General features: G+C 43.4%; 19 protein-coding genes. 3 read left to right on the top strand and 16 right to left on the bottom strand.

Annotation, left to right across the window (positions count from 1 at the left end):
• Window positions 1-92 precede the first annotated feature (92 nt).
• Window positions 93-1,691 carry a peptide chain release factor 3 gene (locus ACN6MV_RS26905; protein WP_076120940.1) on the bottom strand — a complete coding sequence of 533 codons (1,599 nt, stop codon included), beginning with the start codon at window positions 1,689-1,691 and terminating at the stop codon, window positions 93-95.
• Between the two features lie 1,168 nt (window positions 1,692-2,859).
• On the bottom strand, window positions 2,860-4,410 hold the full coding sequence (gene zwf, locus ACN6MV_RS26910) for a glucose-6-phosphate dehydrogenase (RefSeq protein WP_419885243.1): 1,551 nt from the start codon (window positions 4,408-4,410) through the stop codon (window positions 2,860-2,862).
• A 299-nt stretch (window positions 4,411-4,709) separates the two neighbouring features.
• On the opposite strand from zwf, the gene ACN6MV_RS26915 reads away from it, so the two are divergent.
• From ACN6MV_RS26915 to ACN6MV_RS26925, 3 genes are read left to right on the top strand one after another with little or no spacing between them, the layout of a single operon-like run.
• Window positions 4,710-6,137 carry a spore germination protein gene (locus tag ACN6MV_RS26915; RefSeq protein WP_042130988.1) on the top strand — a complete coding sequence of 476 codons (1,428 nt, stop codon included), beginning with the start codon at window positions 4,710-4,712 and terminating at the stop codon, window positions 6,135-6,137.
• Between the two features lie 31 nt (window positions 6,138-6,168).
• The gene (locus ACN6MV_RS26920) at window positions 6,169-7,263 is read left to right on the top strand and encodes a GerAB/ArcD/ProY family transporter (protein WP_042130989.1); all 1,095 of its coding nucleotides are present in this window, start codon (window positions 6,169-6,171) and stop codon (window positions 7,261-7,263) included.
• Window positions 7,260-8,387, top strand: coding sequence for a Ger(x)C family spore germination protein (locus ACN6MV_RS26925; protein WP_052414739.1), 1,128 nt, complete (start codon window positions 7,260-7,262; stop codon window positions 8,385-8,387). The genes ACN6MV_RS26920 and ACN6MV_RS26925 overlap by 4 nt, the downstream gene beginning before the upstream one ends.
• Window positions 8,388-8,404: 17 nt before the next feature.
• On the opposite strand, the gene ACN6MV_RS26930 is transcribed toward ACN6MV_RS26925, so the two are convergent.
• The 14 genes from ACN6MV_RS26930 to ACN6MV_RS26995 all read right to left on the bottom strand — a co-directional run bounded on the left by ACN6MV_RS26930 (window position 8,405) and on the right by ACN6MV_RS26995 (window position 21,693).
• Window positions 8,405-9,217, bottom strand: coding sequence for a YwmB family TATA-box binding protein (locus ACN6MV_RS26930; RefSeq protein WP_042130990.1), 813 nt, complete (start codon window positions 9,215-9,217; stop codon window positions 8,405-8,407).
• Window positions 9,218-9,379: 162 nt separating this feature from the next.
• Entirely contained in the window at window positions 9,380-10,033 is a 654-nt protein-coding gene (locus ACN6MV_RS26935) for a response regulator (RefSeq protein WP_036685532.1), read from the bottom strand.
• An 18-nt stretch (window positions 10,034-10,051) separates the two neighbouring features.
• The gene (locus ACN6MV_RS26940) at window positions 10,052-11,086 is read right to left on the bottom strand and encodes a sensor histidine kinase (protein ID WP_042130991.1); all 1,035 of its coding nucleotides are present in this window, start codon (window positions 11,084-11,086) and stop codon (window positions 10,052-10,054) included.
• A gap of 30 nt (window positions 11,087-11,116) precedes the next feature.
• Window positions 11,117-11,764 (bottom strand): cell wall-active antibiotics response protein LiaF, encoded by a 648-nt coding sequence (liaF, locus tag ACN6MV_RS26945; RefSeq protein WP_042130992.1) that lies wholly within the window; start codon window positions 11,762-11,764, stop codon window positions 11,117-11,119.
• 286 nt (window positions 11,765-12,050) lie between these two features.
• Complete coding sequence (locus ACN6MV_RS26950; protein WP_042130993.1) at window positions 12,051-12,755, bottom strand: PspA/IM30 family protein; 705 nt, start codon at window positions 12,753-12,755, stop codon at window positions 12,051-12,053.
• A 2-nt stretch (window positions 12,756-12,757) separates the two neighbouring features.
• Window positions 12,758-13,219: a PspC domain-containing protein gene (locus tag ACN6MV_RS26955; protein ID WP_042132480.1), complete on the bottom strand. Its 462-nt coding sequence runs from the start codon at window positions 13,217-13,219 to the stop codon at window positions 12,758-12,760.
• Between the two features lie 4 nt (window positions 13,220-13,223).
• Complete coding sequence (locus ACN6MV_RS26960) at window positions 13,224-13,901, bottom strand: PspA/IM30 family protein (RefSeq protein ID WP_042130994.1); 678 nt, start codon at window positions 13,899-13,901, stop codon at window positions 13,224-13,226.
• A 44-nt stretch (window positions 13,902-13,945) separates the two neighbouring features.
• Window positions 13,946-14,248, bottom strand: a complete 303-nt coding sequence (locus tag ACN6MV_RS26965) for a LiaF transmembrane domain-containing protein (protein WP_042130995.1) — start codon at window positions 14,246-14,248, stop codon at window positions 13,946-13,948.
• Between the two features lie 228 nt (window positions 14,249-14,476).
• Complete coding sequence (locus ACN6MV_RS26970; protein ID WP_042130996.1) at window positions 14,477-15,499, bottom strand: sensor histidine kinase; 1,023 nt, start codon at window positions 15,497-15,499, stop codon at window positions 14,477-14,479.
• A gap of 2 nt (window positions 15,500-15,501) precedes the next feature.
• Window positions 15,502-16,179: a response regulator transcription factor gene (locus tag ACN6MV_RS26975; protein ID WP_419885244.1), complete on the bottom strand. Its 678-nt coding sequence runs from the start codon at window positions 16,177-16,179 to the stop codon at window positions 15,502-15,504.
• Between the two features lie 265 nt (window positions 16,180-16,444).
• Window positions 16,445-17,230, bottom strand: a complete 786-nt coding sequence (locus tag ACN6MV_RS26980; protein WP_042130998.1) for a nucleotidyltransferase domain-containing protein — start codon at window positions 17,228-17,230, stop codon at window positions 16,445-16,447.
• 245 nt (window positions 17,231-17,475) lie between these two features.
• Window positions 17,476-19,974 carry an ABC transporter permease gene (locus ACN6MV_RS26985; protein ID WP_419885245.1) on the bottom strand — a complete coding sequence of 833 codons (2,499 nt, stop codon included), beginning with the start codon at window positions 19,972-19,974 and terminating at the stop codon, window positions 17,476-17,478.
• Entirely contained in the window at window positions 19,974-20,648 is a 675-nt protein-coding gene (locus ACN6MV_RS26990) for an ABC transporter ATP-binding protein (RefSeq protein WP_042131000.1), read from the bottom strand. Before ACN6MV_RS26990 ends, ACN6MV_RS26985 begins: the two co-directional genes overlap by 1 nt.
• A gap of 217 nt (window positions 20,649-20,865) precedes the next feature.
• Window positions 20,866-21,693, bottom strand: a complete 828-nt coding sequence (locus ACN6MV_RS26995; RefSeq protein WP_339288101.1) for a MetQ/NlpA family ABC transporter substrate-binding protein — start codon at window positions 21,691-21,693, stop codon at window positions 20,866-20,868.
• Window positions 21,694-21,751: the final 58 nt, after the last annotated feature.

Consider the following 21,751-nt stretch of genomic DNA (forward strand, 5'->3'; position numbering starts at 1 on the left):
GTAATTAGCCAAAAACCTCCGTCTTACCATAGTGAAACTCACCTATGGAGGCGGAGGTTTTTATTAACCATCAGGAAGTTATAGCTTCCTTACTATAGCAATGTTTTTGGAGCCATCTCCAGGAACGTAGCTGTCGGGTTCTTATCCATCGCTGTCCGCATAGCATATTCATTCTCGAACAACACGACAAAATTGCCCTTCTTATCTGTAACGAGCGTAGAGTTAATACGGAACTTACTCGCATCCGGTTTAGCATCATCTACGATCCAACGCGCGAACTGGTATGGCATACGCTGTAACTGAACATCTACACCATATTCACCTTTCATGCGGTACTCGAACACCTCAAACTGCAGCTGTCCAACTACGCCGAGCAGAATATCGTCAAAGTTAACCGTACGGAATACTTGAATCATACCCTCTTCAGTCAGCTGATCGACACCCTTTTGGAATTGCTTCGATTTCAAAGCATTTTTAATACTCACTTTAGCAAAAATCTCTGGTGAGAATGTTGGCAGCTCATCGAATTCCAAATCTCCGGCCTGACTCAGTGTATCTCCAATTCTAAAAATACCTGGATCAAACAGCCCGATAATATCTCCCGGATAAGCTTCCTCTACGATATCACGGTCTTGCGCCAAGAATTGTTGCGGCTGGGCCAGCTTAATGTCCTTACCCGCACGCACATGCTTTACGCTCATCCCACGTTCGAACTTCCCGGATACAATACGTAGGAAAGCAATCCGGTCACGGTGAGCCGGGTTCATATTGGCTTGGATTTTGAACACATAACCAGTGAATTTCTCATTCATTGGTTCTACCAAACCTGTAGTACTACGGCGTGGTTCAGGCTTCGGTGCCAGATCCAAGAAATTATCGAGGAAAGTCTGTACGCCGAAATTGTTGATCGCACTACCAAAGAACACAGGTGTGAGTTCACCACTTAATACTTTTTCATAGTCAAAAGCGTCACCTGCTACATCCAGCAGCTCCAGATCCTGACACAATTGATCATGCAGATATTCTCCAGCCATTTCACGAATGATTGGATCACGATATCCATCAACCTTCTGAACCTTGATTACGGAGTGATCGTCACCTTGGAATAACTCTACCTGATTCTTCATCCGGTCATATACACCACATAATTCACGGCCACTGCCGATCGGCCAGTTCATTGGCACAGAGCGAATACCCAGTACCTGCTCCAGCTCTTCCATCAGATCAAACGGGCTGCGTCCTTCACGGTCTAGCTTATTAATAAATGTAAAGATCGGAATCCCACGTTTCGCACAGACCTGAAACAGTTTAGTCGTTTGGGTTTCCACACCTTTTGCCACGTCGATAAGCATGACCGCACTATCCGCTGCAGTTAGTGTACGGTAGGTGTCCTCACTAAAGTCTTGGTGACCCGGAGTATCCAAAATATTCACACGGTGATTCAAGTAATCAAACTGCATGACAGAGGAAGTAACAGAAATCCCCCGTTGCTTTTCAATTTCCATCCAGTCACTCGTGGCGTGCTTGTTTGCCTTACGGGCCTTAACGGTTCCCGCCAGACGGATAGCGCCACCGAATAACAGTAGTTTTTCCGTTAAAGTTGTTTTACCCGCATCCGGGTGGGAAATGATCGCAAAGGTTCTGCGTCTGTCCACTTCCTTTTGCAGCTTCTGATCTATTGCTTTGTTCATTACACATATCCCTTCATATATAAAATTCCTACTTCTGCTTCAATTACACTGGGGTTATCTTCAAATCGGTGCTCTGCTCATTGTTCATACCCCTTCATTTCTGAATGAATAGCTATCTTAGGTCTAGCTCCAGTCCGCTTCAAGTGAAAGCATCCTCTAAAGTATATCAAAATCCGACAGACATTATCTACTAAAAAGCTATTACAGCAAAATATCTCCCAAATCAGGTCTGTATCCTGTTCAGCAGTTCCCATAGCTCAATAAGAAAAACGCCTGTCGGCGTCCTTGGAGGTAGCGTTACAAGCTGAGTACATCCGTTCCATACTCGTATCCATAAGCACCTTCGTAGTTAGATTTCGCTTACGGACCTTACGGCACTTGTTCCCTAATAACAAGTCCATTCCTGGGTGATTCAGGGCGGATAACAGCGCTAGCTCGTTTACGCTACCAGAGGCACATTGTATTCGGTTTTTCGCATACATCTGGCTCATTTACGTTACTGGCGGCGCATTGTATTCGGTTTTTCGCATACATTTGGCTCGTTTATGTTACCGGAGGCACATTGTATTCGGTTTTTCGCATACAATTGGCTCGATTACGTTACTGGCGGCGCATTGTATTCGGTTTTTCGCATACATTTGGCTCGATTACGTTACTGGCGGCGCATTGTATTCGGTTTTTCTGCAACATTTGTCCGTAAGCTCGACTAAAACATGCATTTCGGAGGAAAAGGTCCGCTCGTTCCGTCCCAAAGAGGTGTGTATTAATTGGAAACAGGGCTCCCCATGGCCACCCGTTGAATACAGACCCCTCCCTTGAATTCGTTTCACATTTCTCCGCAGTCTCTTATAGTAAATAGTTGTATTTCCTACACTTATTTGAAGTATTAGCATTTCCAATCGCCTTTAGTTGTATTTGATGCAATTAAAAAATCAATGTGCTAGCTTTTCGGCCTTATACGGAGAAAATAGTTGCAGAAAATACACTTAAAACACTAATCTCCACCCAATATGTGATTTTAATTGTACAAAGTGCAGTTATTTGAAAAATGCTTCTGTCGCCCGAGCGGCATTTGGAGCCAGAGTGGCCTTGTGAAGCTGAGTGTTAATCTCAGCATTACAAAAAATCTCCCTGCATCCTCTGCAGGGAGATAGCATTAACTCAAAGTTTAGTTATTCTTCAACCATACTACATTATCTTCTTCCTGACCGTTTACCGGCCACCAATGGAAGCCATCCTGAGCAAGCAGTTGATCCGCTTCAACCGGACCCCAAGTGCCAGCAGGATAAGACGATAGATCACTCGACTCTTCCTTCCAAGCCTTCGCAATACGATCCACGAACGACCATGCCGACGATACCTCATCCCAACGCGTGAAATAAGTTGAATCTCCGCGTCCCGCATCATGAAGCAAGCGCTCGTAAGCTTCCGGAGAATTGATTCCAACCAAGCAGCTTTGACAGAAGTCCATAGCGAGCGGTTGAATTTCAGACTCAGAACCTGGCTTCTTGGCATTAATCTTCACATAAATGCCTTCCATAGGGTTCACACGGATAACAAGCAGGTTAGGCTCCAGCGTATGCTTTTGTCCCAAATAAACATTGGTTGGCATGCCCTTGAACTCAACTACCACTTCCGTTGTCTTCACCGGTAGACGTTTACCTGTACGAATATAGAAAGGAACTCCAGCCCAGCGGAAGTTATCTACAAACACACGGGCAGCAAAATACGTCTCGGTACTCGATTCAGGATCAACCTTATCTTCCTGACGATAAGCAGGATGGGTCTTGCCACCATGCAAGCCTTGAATATACTGTGCTCTCACGACGTTCTCACGAACCTCGTCAGATGTACCATAAGGACGAAGGGAACGAAGTACCTTCACCTTCTCGTCACGAATATCCTCTGCAAGCAGACGGCTTGGTGGTTCCATTGCGATCATAGTCAGCAGTTGCAATATATGATTCTGGCCCATATCCCGTAACGCTCCAGCATGGTCATAATAACCACCACGCTCTTCAACACCTACGGTTTCGCCAAGTGTAATTTGAATATTGGCAATATGCTTATTATTCCAAAGCGGTTCGAAAAAAGCATTGGCAAAACGAATGACTTCAATATTCTGAACCATTTCTTTACCAAGATAATGATCGATCCGGTAGATTTCCTCTTCCTTGAATACCTCACGAATCTGCTCGTTCAGCTGCTCAGCTGACTCCAGATTATATCCAAAAGGCTTCTCGATGACGAGGCGATTCCAACCTGTGCTATCCAGCATGCCACCAGCCTTAAGGTTGTACGAGACACTGCCGAACAATTCAGGTGCCAGCGCAAGATAGAACATCCGATTGCCCGGAATTCTAAACTTCTCTTCAAGCGCTTCTGTTTGAGCTCTTAATTCACGGAAGCCATCAATATCGTTGATGTCCAGAGATTTGTATTCAAAATGCTGTACAAACTCATTCCATTCGCTCTCTTCTCCCGCTTTATAACGGCAGAATTCAAGGATGGATTCCTTCACATCACTTCTAAATTCTTCCTGAGTACGCGGGCGCCGCGCCACGCCAATTACCGCAAAATCATGTGCCAGCTTACCTTCACGGTACAAGCTGTAAATCGCCGGGAAAAGCTTACGCCGGGCTAAATCTCCGGTTGCCCCAAAGATAAAAAAGACAGCACCGGGTGTGTGCAGTGCATCAAGGGTTTGATTTTCAGCCATGGCTCCTCATCTTTCTGTATGTAATATAGTTTATTGACATTCTCAGCGTCGAGAAAACGACGTTATGTCATTTTAGCATATTCCTAAAAAGGATGCTATCAGGTTCCTGACAAATACTCTCGGGATTTCGCAAATTTCAATTAAAATTTCTTATTACTAATTATACTTCACCTTATAAAACTATCTATATTGACGAAGTGTTTGTCACTTTATCCATTAATAGTTACTTTCATTCAGGAATATTCTGCAAATCATTCGGGAACGTTAAAGGAAAATAACTCGAAAGTCGAGCACCCTTAATGACTGACCAAACACAGATCTCATTCACTACTGTAGATCAAAACGCCGATTTCATCGAAGCAGCTTTGTTCTATTCAAATGATCTTAAAAAAAGAAGAATATCCTTTAACGAAACTGAAGGAATTCTCTTTTATCTAGAGTCCATGGCAGACACGGAACTGGTTGAGCAGAATGTGATTGCTCCTTTTTACAATAGCAAAAAAAAAGAGCTTTCCAAACTATTTACAACGCTCAGCTTCGATGTGGAAACAGAACTAAATAAAGGTATTCAGGGACTTATTAACGGAGGCTGCCTCTACTTTGTTGAAGGAATATCTGAATTTTATATCCTCTCTACTCCTGCCAAACACGAACGAACCATAGCCGAACCTCTTAATGAAGCAGTTATTCGGGGGCCGCATAACGGTTTTATTGAAGATATGACGGTTAACTTATACCTGATACGTAAACAAATCACCACTCCAAACCTTACTGTTCGCTACTTTACCCTTGGGAAAATCGCTCCCAAAAAGGTAGCTTTAATCTATATGGAGAACCTTGCCAAACCTGAATTAGTAAAAAAAGTAGAATCTAGAATACAAAAAATCATTCTTGATTCGGTACTCTCCACCGGCTTTATTCAGGAATTAACGGAGGATAATTCGTACTCTATATTTCCACAACATATCAATACAGAGCGCCCAGACCATACCTCCTTCTACTTGCTGAAAGGATACGTCACAATCCTGCTGGATGGAGATCCCACAGCTCTGATTGTACCTGCCAGCTTCTTCACCTTCTATCAGACGCCGGATGACTATAGCAATCGATGGCTGATTGCTTCCTTTGTCCGTTTTATCCGTCTGATTGGTTTTGTAACAGCATTCCAACTGCCCGCGCTCTATATTGCCACCGTTTCTTTTCACTCCAGCGTCCTTCCCTTGCAATTGTTCTTCACAATTCAAGGTTCACTGACCCGGATCCCATTCCCTCCATTGGTAGAAGCGATGCTGCTTGAACTCATATTCGAACTGCTGCGGGAGGCAGGGCTCCGTCTGCCCAGCCGTGTAGGTCAAACCATTGGGATTGTAGGTGGTTTGGTCATCGGGGATGCCATTGTTAAAGCTGGATTGGTCTCTTACTCAATGATCATCGTTGTCGCATTGACTGCCATATCATCCTTTCTCATCCCTTCCAACGAGATGAGCTCCGCGATCCGATTTATGCGGTTTCCACTTATGGTTGCTGCCTCTTTGTTCGGATATATTGGCATATCATTTGGGTTGACACTTATTTTTATACATTTGTGTAAGCTTGAATCTTTTGGACAACCTTACCTTACGCCTCTAAGCCCGGTAAATATTCAAAGCTTGAAAGACACCTTTTTGCGCCTTCCGATATGGTCCATCCGCAAGAATACAAGCAAATCAGAGGCAGAAGAAGAATAATCATTTACTCTGAACGACAGGAGTTATAAGAATGACTCAAAAAGAAAAAATGATAACGAGGGGGCAGCTTTTCTGCTTTATGATTCAAGCCCAAATCGGGGTTGGCATTCTGTCTCTTCCCTTCAAGCTTAACGAAGCGGCCAAGGGTGGAGGAGCGCTCTCTGTTTTGATTGCGGGCATCATTACCCAACTTGTTATCATTCTTCTATGGGTTCTGCTGAAAAATTTCCCCGGACTCAACTTATTTTCTATATGTTTAAAGCTCGGAGGTCCAATTATAGGTAGAATACTTATAATCGCTTACATCAGTTACTTTGTTCTGCTTGGCTCCAATATTATGTTCAGTGCGGTGGAGGTGCTGCAGAGGTGGATTCTGCAATCCACACCAAGATGGGCTATATTAACCCTTTTCTCGATCATGACTCTCTATTTGGCAAGAGAAAAGCTTACAGTGTTGGCCAGATTCTATACATTGGCAACATTTCTTTTTGTTCCGCTTATACTATTTGTCAGCTATGGTTTAACTCAAGCTCATTTTGAATTTATGCTCCCCCTTCTGGAGAATGGGTTCTGGAATGTCGTGAAGGGAGCACAGGAATCAACTAAATCTATGTATGGTTTCGAAATGATGATGATCGTCTATCCGCTTTCCGAAGGTACAAATAAACAAAAATTAATGACCATTAGTCTAGCCAGTTGGTTCGTAACCCTGCTCTATGTCTTTGTGGTATCCACCTGTCTGATGGTATTTAACTCTGAGCAAATCAAAATCATGCCCGAACCCGTCATTTACTTAGTAAAATCTCTTAACTTTTATATCGTGGATCGTGCAGATATCCTGTTTCTGCCGATTTGGGCCATCACGCTTGTTTGTTCTATTGTTAGCTACTGCTATGCAGCATCCATTGGACTCAGTGTTTTATTTAGTCGAAAAAGCCATAAACATTTTGCTCCGTTTGTAAAAATCATTTCTTTTATGATCGCACTTGCACCTGTAACTCCTGCAGGTGTACATCTTTTTGATACGGCCGCTAACTATGCGGCCTATGTGTTTATTGCCGGATTATCGATGTTATTGCTGATGATTTCCCTATTTATGAAGAGAAAGCCAGGTGGTCTTGCATGAAGTTTGACATGAAATTCAAGTCGCATTTACTTTTAATTGCCCTTGTTTCCATCTGTCTTACTGGATGTTGGGACCGGGAATATTTGAAAGACCTGCATCTGGCTTATTGTGCTGCAATTGATTATACAGAGAACGGAGAGATCAAAGAAACCATCGAATTAATCATTCCCCCCGATATTGAGCAGAAAGCTACCAAGAATGAAATCCATTCGAGTATCGGATCGACTGTGCGCAATGCGAGCAATCAATTGCGAAATAAAGTTAGGGGAAACATTAGATTTATTAAATATGGGTTTGAGCTTATGGGAAGGACTACGGCTGAGCGTGGCCTGTACCCTATTCTGGATGTGAATTACAGGGATCCAAGCAATCCAACATCCAACGTTCGGCTAATTATTACGGAAGGAGAAGCTGCCCAAATTCTTGAACAAAAAAAGGTTGGGGAATTAAAGATCGGTGAATTCATTAAGCAAAAGATCGATAGTCTGGAAGAAATGAGTATTTTTCCAAAAGAAACGGCAGATACCGTGTTCCGATCCCTGATGGATCCAGGGCATGACTTTGCTCTTCCATATCTAGGCAGAGATGGGGGCGAAATAATCACGAAAGGGGTAGCTCTCTTTCATGACCAGAATTACAGCGGAATGTTGAACCCCGATCAGTCAATCATGATGGTTCTGCTGATGGGACAACAGGGGAAAAATGCCCGCTTCACTAAGAAACTTGATTTGGGACATTCCGATGATATTCGGAATTTCATTACTATTAATGTGGGTTCAAAAAAAATAAAGCGGCAATTCAAGGTAACCATTGCTGATGATGAAAGCATTGATGTAAATTTGGGCTTGGAGCTGCAAGCCGTCGTAGAAGAGTTTACCGATGTACTCGACGAGAAAGAACTTAAAAAAGTCAGTCAAGATCTTTCAGATTTACTTACAAAGGAAGCCAAGACAGTTGTTAATGAAATCCAAAAGGCAAACTGTGATATCTTTGGTGTAGGAAGAAAACTTATTGCTTATCATCACAATGTCTGGAGCAACAAAAATTGGTCTGAGGATTACCGGAAAGTAAAATTCCATACCAAGGTTGATGTTAAAATTGTAAGTACGGGCATTCTACAATAGATCCTTGATTGGTCTTTTCAATATTCTATTGTTATTAATGGTAATCCAATCGTAACGCGGCTGCTGCCCTCTTTTGCATCCTGATGAATAGCTGCCTGTAGGACTACCTCGTGGTTTCCGCTGATTACGGAATGCAACAATGCCGATGTGCTATAAGTATGGCTGGCTGTTGTTTCGTCTTCGTAGCTTTCCTGTACTTTAAGATCGGGCAGCTGTGCGTACATATTCTGCTCCGTTAACAGTAGAGCCTTCTGAGGATGCTCCTGCTCCTTCGCAGCCCCCTGAAGCGAGGTATTCCATTCCGCTGTGATGCCGACCTTCTGTAGTTTCGCGCCAGCCTCTTCTGCTTCAGCTTGCAGATCCGGAGTATTTAACAAATCAGGTGTCTCCAGGGTTACAATCACATAACTACGTCCGTTTCCCAGCTCACTCCAGAACATGGTGGTTTGCAAACCGGCTCTGTCGGCAGACGAACGGTAAGTAAGATGTTCCCCCCCGTCTTCCCGGCTTGTTTCTCCCAACCCAAGATCATCGGATAGGTTAGTTGCAGTGACACCAGCCTCTAGACCATCACCATTGAATTCTCCCTGCCATTTTAAAACTAAACGAAGAGGGGATCCGGGTACTGTAACACTTTTACCAAGGGAGGTCAGGAGAGGAAGTGACTTTTTCAATTGGGCGATCTGGCTGCTCTCTTTTTCACCTTCGCCCCGAAAACCTGCCAAAAGTAACGCAGTACAGCATAGAATAAATACCAGCAACATTCCTTTAATACCGCTTTTTCGGCCTGCATCGTGTCTCTTTCCCTTACTTTCTTCCACATACCCCACAATCCAACACCCTCTCAATCCGGTCTATTAATCTACTAAACAGGATGTCCACTTTACAAGATTTTATACGGAGACAAGTATTTTCATATACTCGTGCACACAAAAAAACCAGCCCTTCTTACTCTGGCCAGTTCTTGTACTCACACCAATTGGGATATCCAATTATTCAGCTAGTCCATTTTTATATGCATAAATTGCTGCTTGGGTTCGATCTTCCACACCCAGCTTCGCGAGAATATTCGTTACATGAAATTTCACAGTTTTGATCCCAATAATTAGTTGATCAGCGATATCCTGATTCGATTTACCTTGCGCCAGCAGACGTAATACTTCCATCTCGCGCTCGGTAAGCTCTTTATAAGCAGGGGATTCACCCTTGGCATTGTTTCGAAAACGATTCATCATTTTTGAGGCGACTTGTGACTCGAGTACAGACTGCCCTCTTGCCGCAGCGCGTATGGCATCCGCAACTTCACTAGCTCGCGAGGTCTTTAATAGATAACTAAACGCACCCGCCTCAATCACCGGATACATTTTTTCATCATCCAGATAGCTTGTTAACACAATCACTTTGATTTCGGGATATTGCTTCATTAATTGTTTTGTCGTTTCAATCCCATCCATCCCGTCCATTACGAGATCCATCAGGACTACATCCGGATTGTACTCTTGTGCCAGGCGGATACCTTCTTCTCCACTTCCAGCTTCACCTACAACTTCAATCCCGTCTTCAGTCCCAAGTACAGCAGCTAGTCCGATCCGTACCATTTCATGATCATCTACAAGTAATACCTTAATGGCTTCCTCCATCTCCATGGTCACTCTTTCCTCCTATTATTCATTGACTAACGGAACGGTTATTTCAATCCGCATTCCTTTACCCGGAGCGGTAATAAACTGAATGGAACCCCCGATTTCATTCATCCGCTCCTGCATGTTCGACAAACCGTAGGAAGTTTGTTTACTCTCATCCAATTCAAAACCAATCCCATCATCACGGAGCGTCAAACGAACCGTATCTCCTCGCCGATGCAGTCTGATTTCCATCTTCTCTGCTTTCGCATGACGAAGCGTATTGGAGATTGCCTCCTGCACAATTCGGAATAAGTGATTCTCTACCCCTTTTAACAATTGTACATCAGGATCCATCTCGAACACGATTTCAATCGGAACCTTAACCTTAAGCTCCTTGATCAACTCCTGCAGCCCCTGCGCTAATCCCTTACCTTCCAAATAAACAGGTCTCAAATGCAGCAATAGTGCTCTCATCTCTGATTGCGCTACAGCAGACATTTCTTCAATAAGTGCAATTTGCCTTTGCGCCTTGTCAAAATCCTTCTCCAGCGTCCGGCCTACAGCCGTGGCGGTCATAGAAATCGCGAACAGCTGCTGGGAGACAGCATCATGCAATTCACGCGCAAGCCGCTGACGCTCCTCCATAATAGCAGATACTCTGGCCTGTTCCGCGAGCTTTGCGTTATTTGTAGACAAGCGCTGTAGCGTTGTCACTTGGTTTTCCCATTTTCCGCTGATTCGGCCCAATTGTTCTCCGAGCCTTCCCAGCTCATCGTCACCCAAGTCAGGCATAGATAGCGTTAGGTTGCCCTTCTCCCACAATACGAGGGTTTCTCTCAAGCGTTCCAACTTTCGCTTTACACGAAAGCTCTGATAGAACCCAAAGCCAACTCCGAACCCCATGGGTAACAGAATTAGTGTGAATGCCGTGCGTAATCCAATCATCCAGCTTTCAAAAGGCTTCAAATAGCCATATGTATACATGGTGTACAATATCACAAGCAGCATGACAAAAGAGAACAGAGCCCCCTCACCCATACTGCGTGACATCATGTTTTTGTTCTTTTTTTCCATATGGGGACCCTCCCTTCTGTATCAAACTAATCAGGATAATCGCACATCCAAATCTCCCATCAAATAAGACACACTAAACTTCACCTTATATTCACTGCTATCATAGTTAGGGGATTTCCAATTCAGACGGTTCAGCATACCTGTATCGCGCCCATTACCGAATTCAATCGATCCAAAAAGCACAAAGGCTTCAATTTCCACACCATAATCATCCGACAATTGAATGTCCATATCACCAAAGATCCCTTGAAACAGCATAACTGTTTCTTTTTGCTCCGCCATAGCCAGCGAAAGATCAAGATCAGCTTCCCCGAGGATATGCCATGAACTAAGACTGTGCATCACCCAAGGTGAGCGATCCCAGTCAAATCTAGACGAGAAGTTCTGCTTCTGCATAAACCCTTCCTTACGCTGAACTCTTTTGGATTTAGTAAAAAACATTCCCAAAGAGATCAAACAAATCCCCAGTACGAGCACTAAATGATCCAGCAAAAGCAGTATAGCGCCAATTCCGAGCAGCTTATAACCCTGCTTCACCTTGCCTGACGTTGTACGGTAGACCCCTAGAAGCAGGAATAGAAGCGCGACAATGGAGAAAAAGCCGAGCCATCTACCAAAAATCATCATGCAGCCAACACCGATCAGTCCGATGGCAATCAAACGGTTTCGTTTATCCATTTCGCACCTCCCAAAAGTTTTGCTAAGCAAAACTTTCTTCAATAGTATCCGTGAACTAATAGTCACTCCGAGGAATGTTTGGACTTTCGTTCGCTGTTGCTCCTACAGTTCCAAACTTCCTCTCCCTGACTATTCACCGGATTAAAGTTAAAGTTTTGCTTCGAAAAACATACTCAGTAATATATTATAGCCAGCCGCTATAAAAGCCATATCGGTATGGAGATCCATACCGTATGGCTTCTTCTTGTCCAGCATATCATATCTACTTAAGTTTTAGGAACAGGATTTATTCTTCTTTTTTGTTTAAAGAAGGAGCCGCTGGTGTATCATTCAGCTTGCTTTTCAATGCAGCCAGTTGCTCATCCACTTTCAGTTGCTTCTCAACATCCACTGGTTTAGTGTAAGCCGCGGATGGGCTGTAAGGTGCACGCAGTACATCTGCTTCTGCTTCAAGCTGCATAATTTTTTCTTCCATCCGGTGGAATCCGAGTGAGGCACTGCCACTTTCGATGGAATGTACACTGCTGATTTGCGACATTTGTTTCTTCGCTTTAGCCATTTGAGCACGGGATACGAGCTCGTTACGCTTGTTGCGCAGCTTGTAGAATTCATCCTTCATATCGTGCAGCTGTCCTACCAATTCCTTCGCTTGCACTTCAGCTTGAGCGTGAAGATCGCTGTATTCCGCTTGTTTTTGATCGAAGTAGATTTTTTCCTCCAACAGTTTGCGAGTCACTTCTTCTTGGCCGTTTTTCAATGCCAGTTCAGCTTGTGCTCCGCGTTGTGCAGACATTTTTGCTGCTTCTTCCACGCGTTGCTTCATGCGGCGTTCGTTCGCCATTTGTTTAGCAACTGTAACTTCAGCTTCGTGAATTTCAGCCTCCATATCGCGCAGATATTGGTTAAGCATTACGATTGGGTCCTCTACCTTATCCAACAAGTCATTTACCGACGCCTTAGTCATATCTTTAATTCTTTGAAATACTCCCATGATTACAATTCCCCTTTCTCATATTTAGACAGTTTTTGTTTTAGTTCTTCTACTTCTTTTTGCAGAGCCTTCTTCTCGATATCCTTCATCATCGCATCCAAACCGGAATCCGGAGCGGAATATGCGTTATTCTTCTCAAAATTAGGATTGTAGTTAGGTTGGCGTCCATAAGATCCATGTCCGCCATGCGGTCCGTGTCCATGTTCGGGTCTACCTGAGTAAGGACCATCGAATGGACCACCAGGTGCACCAGGGCCTGGTCCGAAAGGATTATAATGCGTAGGCTCCTTCGGAATAACCAATGCTGCAATGAAATACACTGGAATCACGGCGCCTCCTGTAAACGGAATGCTGACCAGTAACAGAATCCGGAATAGCGTGGAATCAATACCGAGTGTCTCAGATAATCCACCTGCAAGACCCGTCATCACTTTATCTCTAGTTGAACGATACAATCGACTCATAGCGCTACTCCTTTCCACCATTGTTCAGTTTCTCCTTTAAGCGAGCCATTTCTCTTTCGAGTACGGTTGCTACAGTCTCACCTGCTTGCACAGCATATTCCTGTCCCATGCGCCGCACATCGCGGAGGCTCTTCGCTTCTAATTCCCAATCTGACATCCGATCTTCCAGACGTCCGAACATTTTGGGAACATCACCACCGTTGCCATAAGCACTTGCTCTTTGATTCATACGTTGCTGTAGTCTCAGCGACTCCATCCGTGCTGCATAATACTGACGTTTGCTGTACACCGTCTGATACTCTATTTTCAGCTCATTCAGCTGTCCTTCAAGTTCAAACAAGGATTGCTTACTTTGTTCAAGTAGCCCGCTGTACTGCTCCAACTTTTCCTCGTGGATAATTTTTTCTTGTAAAGCCAGCTTTGCCAGATGATCTTCGCCCGCTTTTAGTGCGAGTAGCGCCTGTTCCTCACGTTTGTTTCGCATGGCAGTCGCTTGATTCACTTGCTGCTGCAGTTGCTTCGTATGGGAAGCGTATTGCTGATACAATCTTTCAGCTTCACTGATTTCCTCACGAGTTGAATGTAGAAATTGATCAATCAGCTTCACAGGATCTTGGCTTTGCTCCAGACGTTCATTTAAATTAGCTACGGTAATATCCCTCATGCGACGAAAAACACTCATAATCTCCTGCTCCCTCCCTGCTTCTTATTTAAGTACAATCCTTCTTAATAAGTACCATTTCTTCTACCCTTTAAGGCATACACGCCCCATACGATCAACGCCACACCTAGCAGTGGTCCGATGATCCAGGAAAGCTTCGCGATCAAGGTCATGACACCAATGAACATTAATACCCAACCGATAATCTTGCGTCCGCTCTTAATCCCATAGTACCCGAGAACAACCAGCAATACTGGGAACAGTAGTCTGAAAATACCGTGAATCAGAGGAAGCGCTAAACCGAGCAGCATTACCGCACCAATCACAATCAGTACAACCGCCAATCCGTTTCCTTGTCTTCTTTGCATTATTTTCTCACCGCCTTTCGTTGTCCTTAACCTTATAGCCTTATTCTAGAGCAATTCGCAGACTTTCAAAACAGACCAACGACGGTTTTTGGTACTGGACCTTAGTCGAGGTAGCTGTGCGACTGCAGACCACTACAGGGCTAGCAAAGCACTTTTCCTCAATGAAATCGCAACTTTAATGAGAAAAAGCCCCAATTTCGGGGGCTAAGCCTTCGAGTACATTCAGAATCAACGTATCGGCAAAAATATAGAAAAAACACTCCCTTTACTTAGCTCTGATTTCACCTTTATATATCCACCCTGCTCAGCAACAATTTTGCGGGCTAAATAAAGCCCAATGCCAACACCTTCAGTTCCATTGGAACCCGCTCCTCGATAAAACCGTTTAAAAATGTCATTGATCTCAGCGGAAGGAATTCCGATTCCACCATCGGCAACATCAATCCTTGCAAACAGATCATACCGCTGAAGTGTAATCCTAATACTGCCGGGCCCAAGTGTATATTTCAGAGCATTATCGATGATGTTATAGATAGCCTCCCCCATCCATTTTGGGTCATGTTGCAGCGCAATCCCCTGATCCGCTTCCAGTAAAATCTCTATATTCTTTTGTTCAGCTGCTGGAAATGCCTGTTTGATGGCTGACAGCACGGTGTTCTCAAGATTAAGCTTCTCCGCATGGAGCTCTATAATACCGGATTCGAGCCGTGATAACTTGATCAGATTCTCCATGAGCCAAGATAACTTCTCAATCTGGCTTCCCATATGGCGAGTAAATTCACTGCGTTTTTCAGCGGGGAGCCCTTCATCCATCAGAAGACTGTTATACATTCCTAAATTAGCTAAAGGGGTCTTGAGTTGATGAGAAATATCAGAAATTAATGTTTTGACCTCCTGACTCTCTTCACGGTAACGCTGCTTCTGCGAAGACAACAGCTCAGATAGCTGAATGACCTGATGCTGTAATTTGGAGAGTAGTGTATCCTCCTGCACCGGGAACATTTGAGTCATTTGTCCATTGATAAGCTCTTGAATCAATCCCGACAATGATGATAGCGTGTTTAGCATTTCTTTACGAAGTGCGAGCACAAAACTTATAAACAGCAAAGCCATCATGCCAACAAACACCATAGCTCCTATAATTACAGATCGCTCAGGCTTATAATAGATAAGCAAAGAGCCGAACAAAGCCACAATAACAGCAAAAAGGACGAAAGAGCTCCAAATAATTTTTGAAAAAGGGTTCTTCATCCTTAATCTCCCCATGTGTAGCCAATGCCGAATACGGTTTTAATGTATTGACAATCTTTATGATCATCCTCAATTTTGGCGCGCAGCCTACGAATGTTTACGCTTAGCGTATTCTCATCCACGAAATTACCTTCTATATCCCATAGCTTCTCCAGCATTAACCTCCGGGTAAGAACCTGCCCCCTATTCTCGGTTAAGATGGCAAGTAGACGATACTCATTGGTGGTTAGTTTGATCTCCTGCCCATATTTGTAAACCTTCATTTTGGCTGAGTTAATTGTAATATCCTTATACTGAAACAGCTCCGAGCTTCCATCAGTACCTGTTCGTCGAAGTACAGCCTTCACACGTTGCAAAAGTACGACCATACTAAACGGCTTTGCAATATAATCATCTGCACCGAGCCCAAATCCAGTGACCATATCCTGCTCAGTATCGTTGGCAGTCAGAAAGATTACCGGGATGGAGCTCATTCGCCGAATTTCCTGACACAGTGCAAGACCACTCCCGTCTGGAAGATTAATGTCCAAAAGGACCAGACCGAGGGTCTGATCCTGAATTTTAGAAGCTGCTTGTTGATAAGAGTAGGCTTGAATAATATTAAAGTATTCTTTTTCAAGCATGAACTTTAGCCCCTCGTTTAAGAGACGGTCATCCTCTACAATTAGAATGGTTGTCATTGAAATTCACCTCTATACCTATCATTGTAACAAGCAGAGGAAGGCTACGCTGTAAATTAATTAGCTCTATTTGTCAGCAGAAAATAAAGTATTAGACGGGATGGCTTTATTCCACTTGGGTTTTCTAATTGTCATACCGTTAGACTCCATAAAATAAGTTATAGACTGAGCGTTGAAATTGAAACAGCGACAGCCAAGGACAAGAAAATAAAGTTCTAGACTGTCGCTGTTTTATTGAACAAACGTGTCCCGTTAGCGGAACAGTTTATAAATCGAGAACCGGAACCGGTCCGTCCATCCAGTTCAGCTGGCTATCCATCATAAACTGAACCGACCAATGATGCTCTGCCTGATACCAGTTATTAAATTCCACAATACTCTCATACAGATTCTCGACGGCTTCCGGCGTTCGTTCTTCCAGTACCCGATGGACGTCCGCCAACAAATTCTCCGGCTTCTTTTCAACCCCTTCCAGAACCTTTAAGAACCACTTATAAGAAGGGAACAGCGTTTCGTTGTGTACCAAAATCAACCTACCTGCGAAAAAGGCATAGTGGGTCAAACAGTAGTCGATTAATAAACGATTGTTGCGTTTCAGTCCTTCGTAATAATACCATTTCCAGGTTTCGAATTGTGCATAGAACTTCTGCATGTTCTCTGCCTTTTTCTCCACCGGATATCGGGGAGCGTATTGGACCAACTGTTCCAACCCCTCGATATTGGAATAGGTGACGAACGCATCCTGGAATGCGAACTTAGCAGGATCGCTGCCGGATTCGGCCACTTGCTTGATGTAGGAAGCGGATACAACTTTCCCGTCCACGTAACCGCCTTCATAAGAACAGGATTCCGTTTCGAAATACCCAAGATTATGGATGGAACAAGCTTTTTTGTAATCCTCTTCAGAAAGGACGATCATAATGTCGATATCAGAGGTTTCGTTGGCAAAGCCATGCGCCACGGAACCTCCGATGATGATCCCTTGTACGTCGGGTCTGGCTTTAAGCTTGTTGGTGATGGCATCAATGGCAGCTTGATGATGGGGATACATAATACATCAACTCCGATAAAATTAATATAAGAATTAATTAGTAAGCAAATACGTTAATCATAATTAAATAATATTCCACTTTTGAAATTCCCGCAATCCCCCGAATGAATCAATCGTCTTATAGATAACTGCCCGTTAGCGTAATGGGACGTTACCAGTCTAATTATTTATTTTCTTAGTCTATAACTTTATTTTTAGAGTCTAACACTTTATTTTTCAGTCTAGAACTTTATTTTCTTTTGACACTATTCCATTTGCCGCAGACGTTCCACAATGCTGTCCTTTTTAATTTGCTTGTAAGCAATTAGCGGAACACTCAGGCAAACCGCAAAAACGAGTACAATTGCAATAGAAAGCGGAAGGGTTGGGAAGCTAAACACAGCATAAGTAGCTTCTTGGCTAAACAGGCTATAAGCACCGTAACTGATTAATGTGCCTATTGTTGAGATTAGCAACGTCGATAGGATCGCATAACCTGCCCCTTCATACAGCAACAGCTTTCTCATCTGCTTAGAGGTCATCCCGATACTCTCCATCACTGCGAATTCCAGCTTCCGAGCTACAACACCTGTATACATAATATTTACGTAATTCAAAATTCCAATCAGAGCTAGAATGAGCGCAATTCCGCCACCCATAATGTAAAAGGTTAGCTTAGCCGATTCCATGAACTTTTCCATATACAGCTTCGACTCCAGCTTCAGCTCACCATCTCCGCCGATGAGTCCTTCCAATTGATCGGTAATCTGCTTCCAGTCTTTTGGATCAGCATTAATATACACTTTACTTATAAGCGGGTTACTCATGAATTTCTTTATAGCAGTTTGGCTGATATAGACATTCGGAGCCACAAAATGTGAAGATCCCAGTGAGCTGAAATCACCAAGCCCTCCAATTTCGAAAGATTGTGCGGCCTCGCTTTTTATAGGACTGATTTGAAATGGATCTCCAACCTTAAGACCACCGAGACTAAAATTGTCCAGCAAGGCAATCTCACCTTTTTCAAAACGTTCCATATCTACAGTAAACCCTAATTTCTCCTCCAACTTTCTGACCTGATCTGAGTCTAACCCGGTAACACGGGTCATTGAGAACATCCCTTGCCCCTTAGCCAATTGTTCATCAGCAGGGCGTTCTGTGTGATATGACCTCGCAAATTCATCTACATACTTTCCGAATACCTTAGGGTCATATTTCATCTCAGCCATTCCAATATAAGCCTTGAAGACCTCTTTTACTCCCTTCATATCCTGAATTTCCTTGATCATATCCTCTGAGATCTTGGCCTTCTCTTCCCCCTCAAATCCAAAGGACATCGTCTGATTCGACAGCGTGAAGTCATTATCCATATATTCCGATATAAAATGATCTGTACTCATACTAAGCACAAGTGTATTGATTACCAGAAAAGTCGTCAGCCCAAGAAATAAAGAGAGAAATACAACCATTGCCCGTATCTTCACTCTGAAAATATTTCGCCAGGCCAGTCGATGCAACTTAGAACCGCCAGTTCCACGCTTCTTCTTAGCTTTAACCATCGTCCCTGTATATCTTACTGCTTCTATTGGAGAGACTTTACCAGCGATGGAGGCAGGTTTAATAGCACTGAACATGGTGGTCAGCCAAGCAAACAACGCAGCTCCAATAAAGATTAATGGGTGAAACGAAATCTCCACACCCGTATCCAATTCAGCGGTACTCATAGCCAGCGGAACAAGTACGAAAGAAGTTACAGCTCCTGCGGCAAGTCCCAGTGGAATTGCTATAAGTGCTAACCTTGAGGCTTGAGCTCTGACTATTTTTTTAATCTGCCGCTGTGTAGTTCCTAGCGTTCTAAGCAGACCGTAGAACCTTGTATCCCGTGAGACAGAAATGTAAAGCACATTATAAATCAATAAATAACCGCTCAGCATAACAAATAGTATTATTCCGGCGTATCCAATCAAAGTCGCTGTTCTGTCCGAAGAGGTAGTAGACCTGTAAGAGACTGGTTCAAGTTTCTGACTTTCTCCCAAAGTGATATCCTGTTGCAAACGTGAGAGGAGTTCATCCGTATTTTTCTCATGAAAAAGAATAGTGGCATTTTTGGGATTCTTAAGATCTACACCATGAGATGTAGCAAAAGCCCCCGATACCAGTAGCGCTCCAGTATTTCCGGTACGGACATGACTGTAATCGGTAAACCATCCACTTAGTATGAAGGTGTTGCTCTCTTCCAATTTCACCCCATCGCGGGTAACGGAGTAAGTTAACGGCAAGCTCATACCAATCTTTGGAGCATCTATCCCCATCGACTGTAATATCCATAAAGGAACAGCGATTTCATTTTCCTTCTCTGGATATGTCCCCTCTAGACCATCGATTACAGGCTTACGCATGTCCGTCCATTCAGTAGAGTCATACCAGAGCAGAGCTAAATTAAGATCTCCTATTTCTGGCGTATGGATCACATTACCTACTCTGGACTGAAGTCCGATGGACTTAATATAGGAAAGTTCCTTTAACTTGTTTATTTGTTGTTCTGACGGGGAGGTTAAGTAGGCATTGGCCATCGTCCCGGTTATTTTTAATTCCTGCATTTCGAAGGTTTTGTAGTTGCTCAGCCCAATACTAAAAAAAGAAGTAATGAGCCAAGTGGTGAGAATTATCGCCAGAATCACAAAACGATTTCGAGTCCGATTGGCTTTTAGACTTCTACTCGTCAGCTTTTTAACAATAGGCTTATTGCTGTTTGGAAACATCATCACAATGTCCCTCCAGTAATTTTACCGTCCTCTATCCGGATGGTCCGGTCTGCAAGCTGAGCAATCTCTTCATTATGAGTAATCATTAGAATCGTCTGATTAAACTGTCTGCTCGTTACTTTGAGTAATCCAATGACCTCCTGGCTGGTGATGCTGTCCAAGTTTCCTGTAGGTTCATCGGCTAGGATAATGGAAGGTTTTGCAGCCAAGGCCCGTGCTATAGCTACTCTTTGCTGCTGACCCCCTGAAAGCTGACCGGGGAGGTTGTCCAACTTTTGCGAGAGTCCTAACGTATTCACAATATGATCCACGAATTCCTTATCTATCTTGTTTCCATCCAGTTCAATAGGCAACACAATATTCTCGTATACATTCAGAATCGGCACCAGATTATAGTTCTGAAATACAAATCCGATCTTTCTTCTTCTAAATACCGTCAACTCGTCATCCTTCATTCCGAAAATATTTTTACCATCTATGATCACCTGTCCATCAGTTGCTCGATCAAGTCCGCCAAACATATGTAATAGCGTTGATTTCCCGCTTCCTGATGTCCCGACAATCGCTATAAATTCACCGTTATTAACTTCCACGTTAATTCCATCCAATGCCTTAACCAAGTTAGTTCCCTTACCGTAATGTTTCGTGAGATTAATCGCGCTAAGTACTGCCATATTCACATCTCCATTCCGCTTTGTTATTCTACAACCCATTATATCTAGCAGTTCTTACATTCTAGTGACACACTAAAATATCCCCACAAAGTGGGGCTTTGCTTCGATGCAACCTCAGGTACTTTGTGAGGGCCCCCAATATATGCTTTCTGAATGCAAAAAAAGACTTGCCCATAATGGACAAGTCTCATTGAATTACTAATTTAACTATTTAAGCTTATTTAAAAGCAGGCAATGCGATATCCGCATAATTATCTTCAAGGAATTTCTTCACTTCAGGGCCGCTAATCCGTTTAGCTAGCTTCTGAATCGCATCAGAGTCCTTGTTGTCTTCACGCGCAACCAAGGTGATTGTGAATTCAGAATCGGCACCTTCAGTAATCAGTGCATCTTTCTTCGGTGTCAAACCAAGCGGGCTAGCATAAGCCGGAGTCATTGCCACTAGATCGCCATCATCCAGCATACGAGCCAACATCAATAAATCTACTTCTTCAAACTTAAAGTTTTTTGGATTTTCAGTAATGTCTGCTTGTGTAGCTTGAATACCCACGCCCTCTTTTAGCTTAATAAGATCAGCTGCAGCGAACATTTGTAAAGAACGACCAATATTCGATGGATCATTAGCCATTACTAACGTTGCACCTTCAGGAAGATCAGCTACATTCTTGTAACGCTTGGAGTAACCACCGTAAATAGCGTCATATACAGGCTGTACCTCTACCAGATTTGAGCCTTTGCTCTCATTAAATTGCTTCATATAAGGAACGTGTTGAAAAAAGTTAGCATCTACCTCTTTATTCGCCAAAGCCTCATTAGGCTGTACATTGTCAGACAGCACAACGATTTCAAGATCAATGCCATCTTCCTTCAGAAGTGGCTTCACAATATCCAGAATTTCCGTCATTGGTGGAATCAAAGTAGCAATCTTTAATTTCGTTAGCTCATCGCTACCTTTTGCAGAATTGTTCTCTGCTGCTTTATTAGAGCCACAACCCGCTACGACCAATACCATTAACATAAGCACAACTATCATTGATTTTTTCATTACTACAACTAACCCCCAGTTTATATATTCAATCATTTTGTATTACAAAATTTGATAT

The organism is Paenibacillus sp. B-A-8 (genome assembly GCF_048572915.1).
Classification (GTDB): Bacteria; Bacillota; Bacilli; order Paenibacillales; family Paenibacillaceae; genus Paenibacillus_AQ.

Coding starts and splice junctions, on each gene's coding strand:
- ACN6MV_RS26955 (WP_042132480.1), bottom strand. CDS start 13,219: ATGAGTCGATTGTATCGTTCAACTAGAGATAAAGTGATGACGGGTCTT.
- ACN6MV_RS26950 (WP_042130993.1), bottom strand. CDS start 12,755: ATGGGAGTATTTCAAAGAATTAAAGATATGACTAAGGCGTCGGTAAAT.
- ACN6MV_RS26990 (WP_042131000.1), bottom strand. CDS start 20,648: ATGGCAGTACTTAGCGCGATTAATCTCACGAAACATTACGGTAAGGGA.
- ACN6MV_RS26940 (WP_042130991.1), bottom strand. CDS start 11,086: ATGGAAAAAAAGAACAAAAACATGATGTCACGCAGTATGGGTGAGGGG.
- ACN6MV_RS26920 (WP_042130989.1), top strand. CDS start 6,169: ATGACTCAAAAAGAAAAAATGATAACGAGGGGGCAGCTTTTCTGCTTT.
- ACN6MV_RS26985 (WP_419885245.1), bottom strand. CDS start 19,974: ATGATGTTTCCAAACAGCAATAAGCCTATTGTTAAAAAGCTGACGAGT.
- ACN6MV_RS26960 (WP_042130994.1), bottom strand. CDS start 13,901: ATGAGTGTTTTTCGTCGCATGAGGGATATTACCGTAGCTAATTTAAAT.
- ACN6MV_RS26980 (WP_042130998.1), bottom strand. CDS start 17,230: ATGTATCCCCATCATCAAGCTGCCATTGATGCCATCACCAACAAGCTT.
- ACN6MV_RS26925 (WP_052414739.1), top strand. CDS start 7,260: ATGAAGTTTGACATGAAATTCAAGTCGCATTTACTTTTAATTGCCCTT.
- zwf (WP_419885243.1), bottom strand. CDS start 4,410: ATGGCTGAAAATCAAACCCTTGATGCACTGCACACACCCGGTGCTGTC.
- ACN6MV_RS26915 (WP_042130988.1), top strand. CDS start 4,710: ATGACTGACCAAACACAGATCTCATTCACTACTGTAGATCAAAACGCC.
- ACN6MV_RS26965 (WP_042130995.1), bottom strand. CDS start 14,248: ATGCAAAGAAGACAAGGAAACGGATTGGCGGTTGTACTGATTGTGATT.
- ACN6MV_RS26970 (WP_042130996.1), bottom strand. CDS start 15,499: ATGAAGAACCCTTTTTCAAAAATTATTTGGAGCTCTTTCGTCCTTTTT.
- ACN6MV_RS26905 (WP_076120940.1), bottom strand. CDS start 1,691: ATGAACAAAGCAATAGATCAGAAGCTGCAAAAGGAAGTGGACAGACGC.
- liaF (WP_042130992.1), bottom strand. CDS start 11,764: ATGGATAAACGAAACCGTTTGATTGCCATCGGACTGATCGGTGTTGGC.
- ACN6MV_RS26935 (WP_036685532.1), bottom strand. CDS start 10,033: ATGGAGATGGAGGAAGCCATTAAGGTATTACTTGTAGATGATCATGAA.
- ACN6MV_RS26995 (WP_339288101.1), bottom strand. CDS start 21,693: ATGAAAAAATCAATGATAGTTGTGCTTATGTTAATGGTATTGGTCGTA.
- ACN6MV_RS26975 (WP_419885244.1), bottom strand. CDS start 16,179: ATGACAACCATTCTAATTGTAGAGGATGACCGTCTCTTAAACGAGGGG.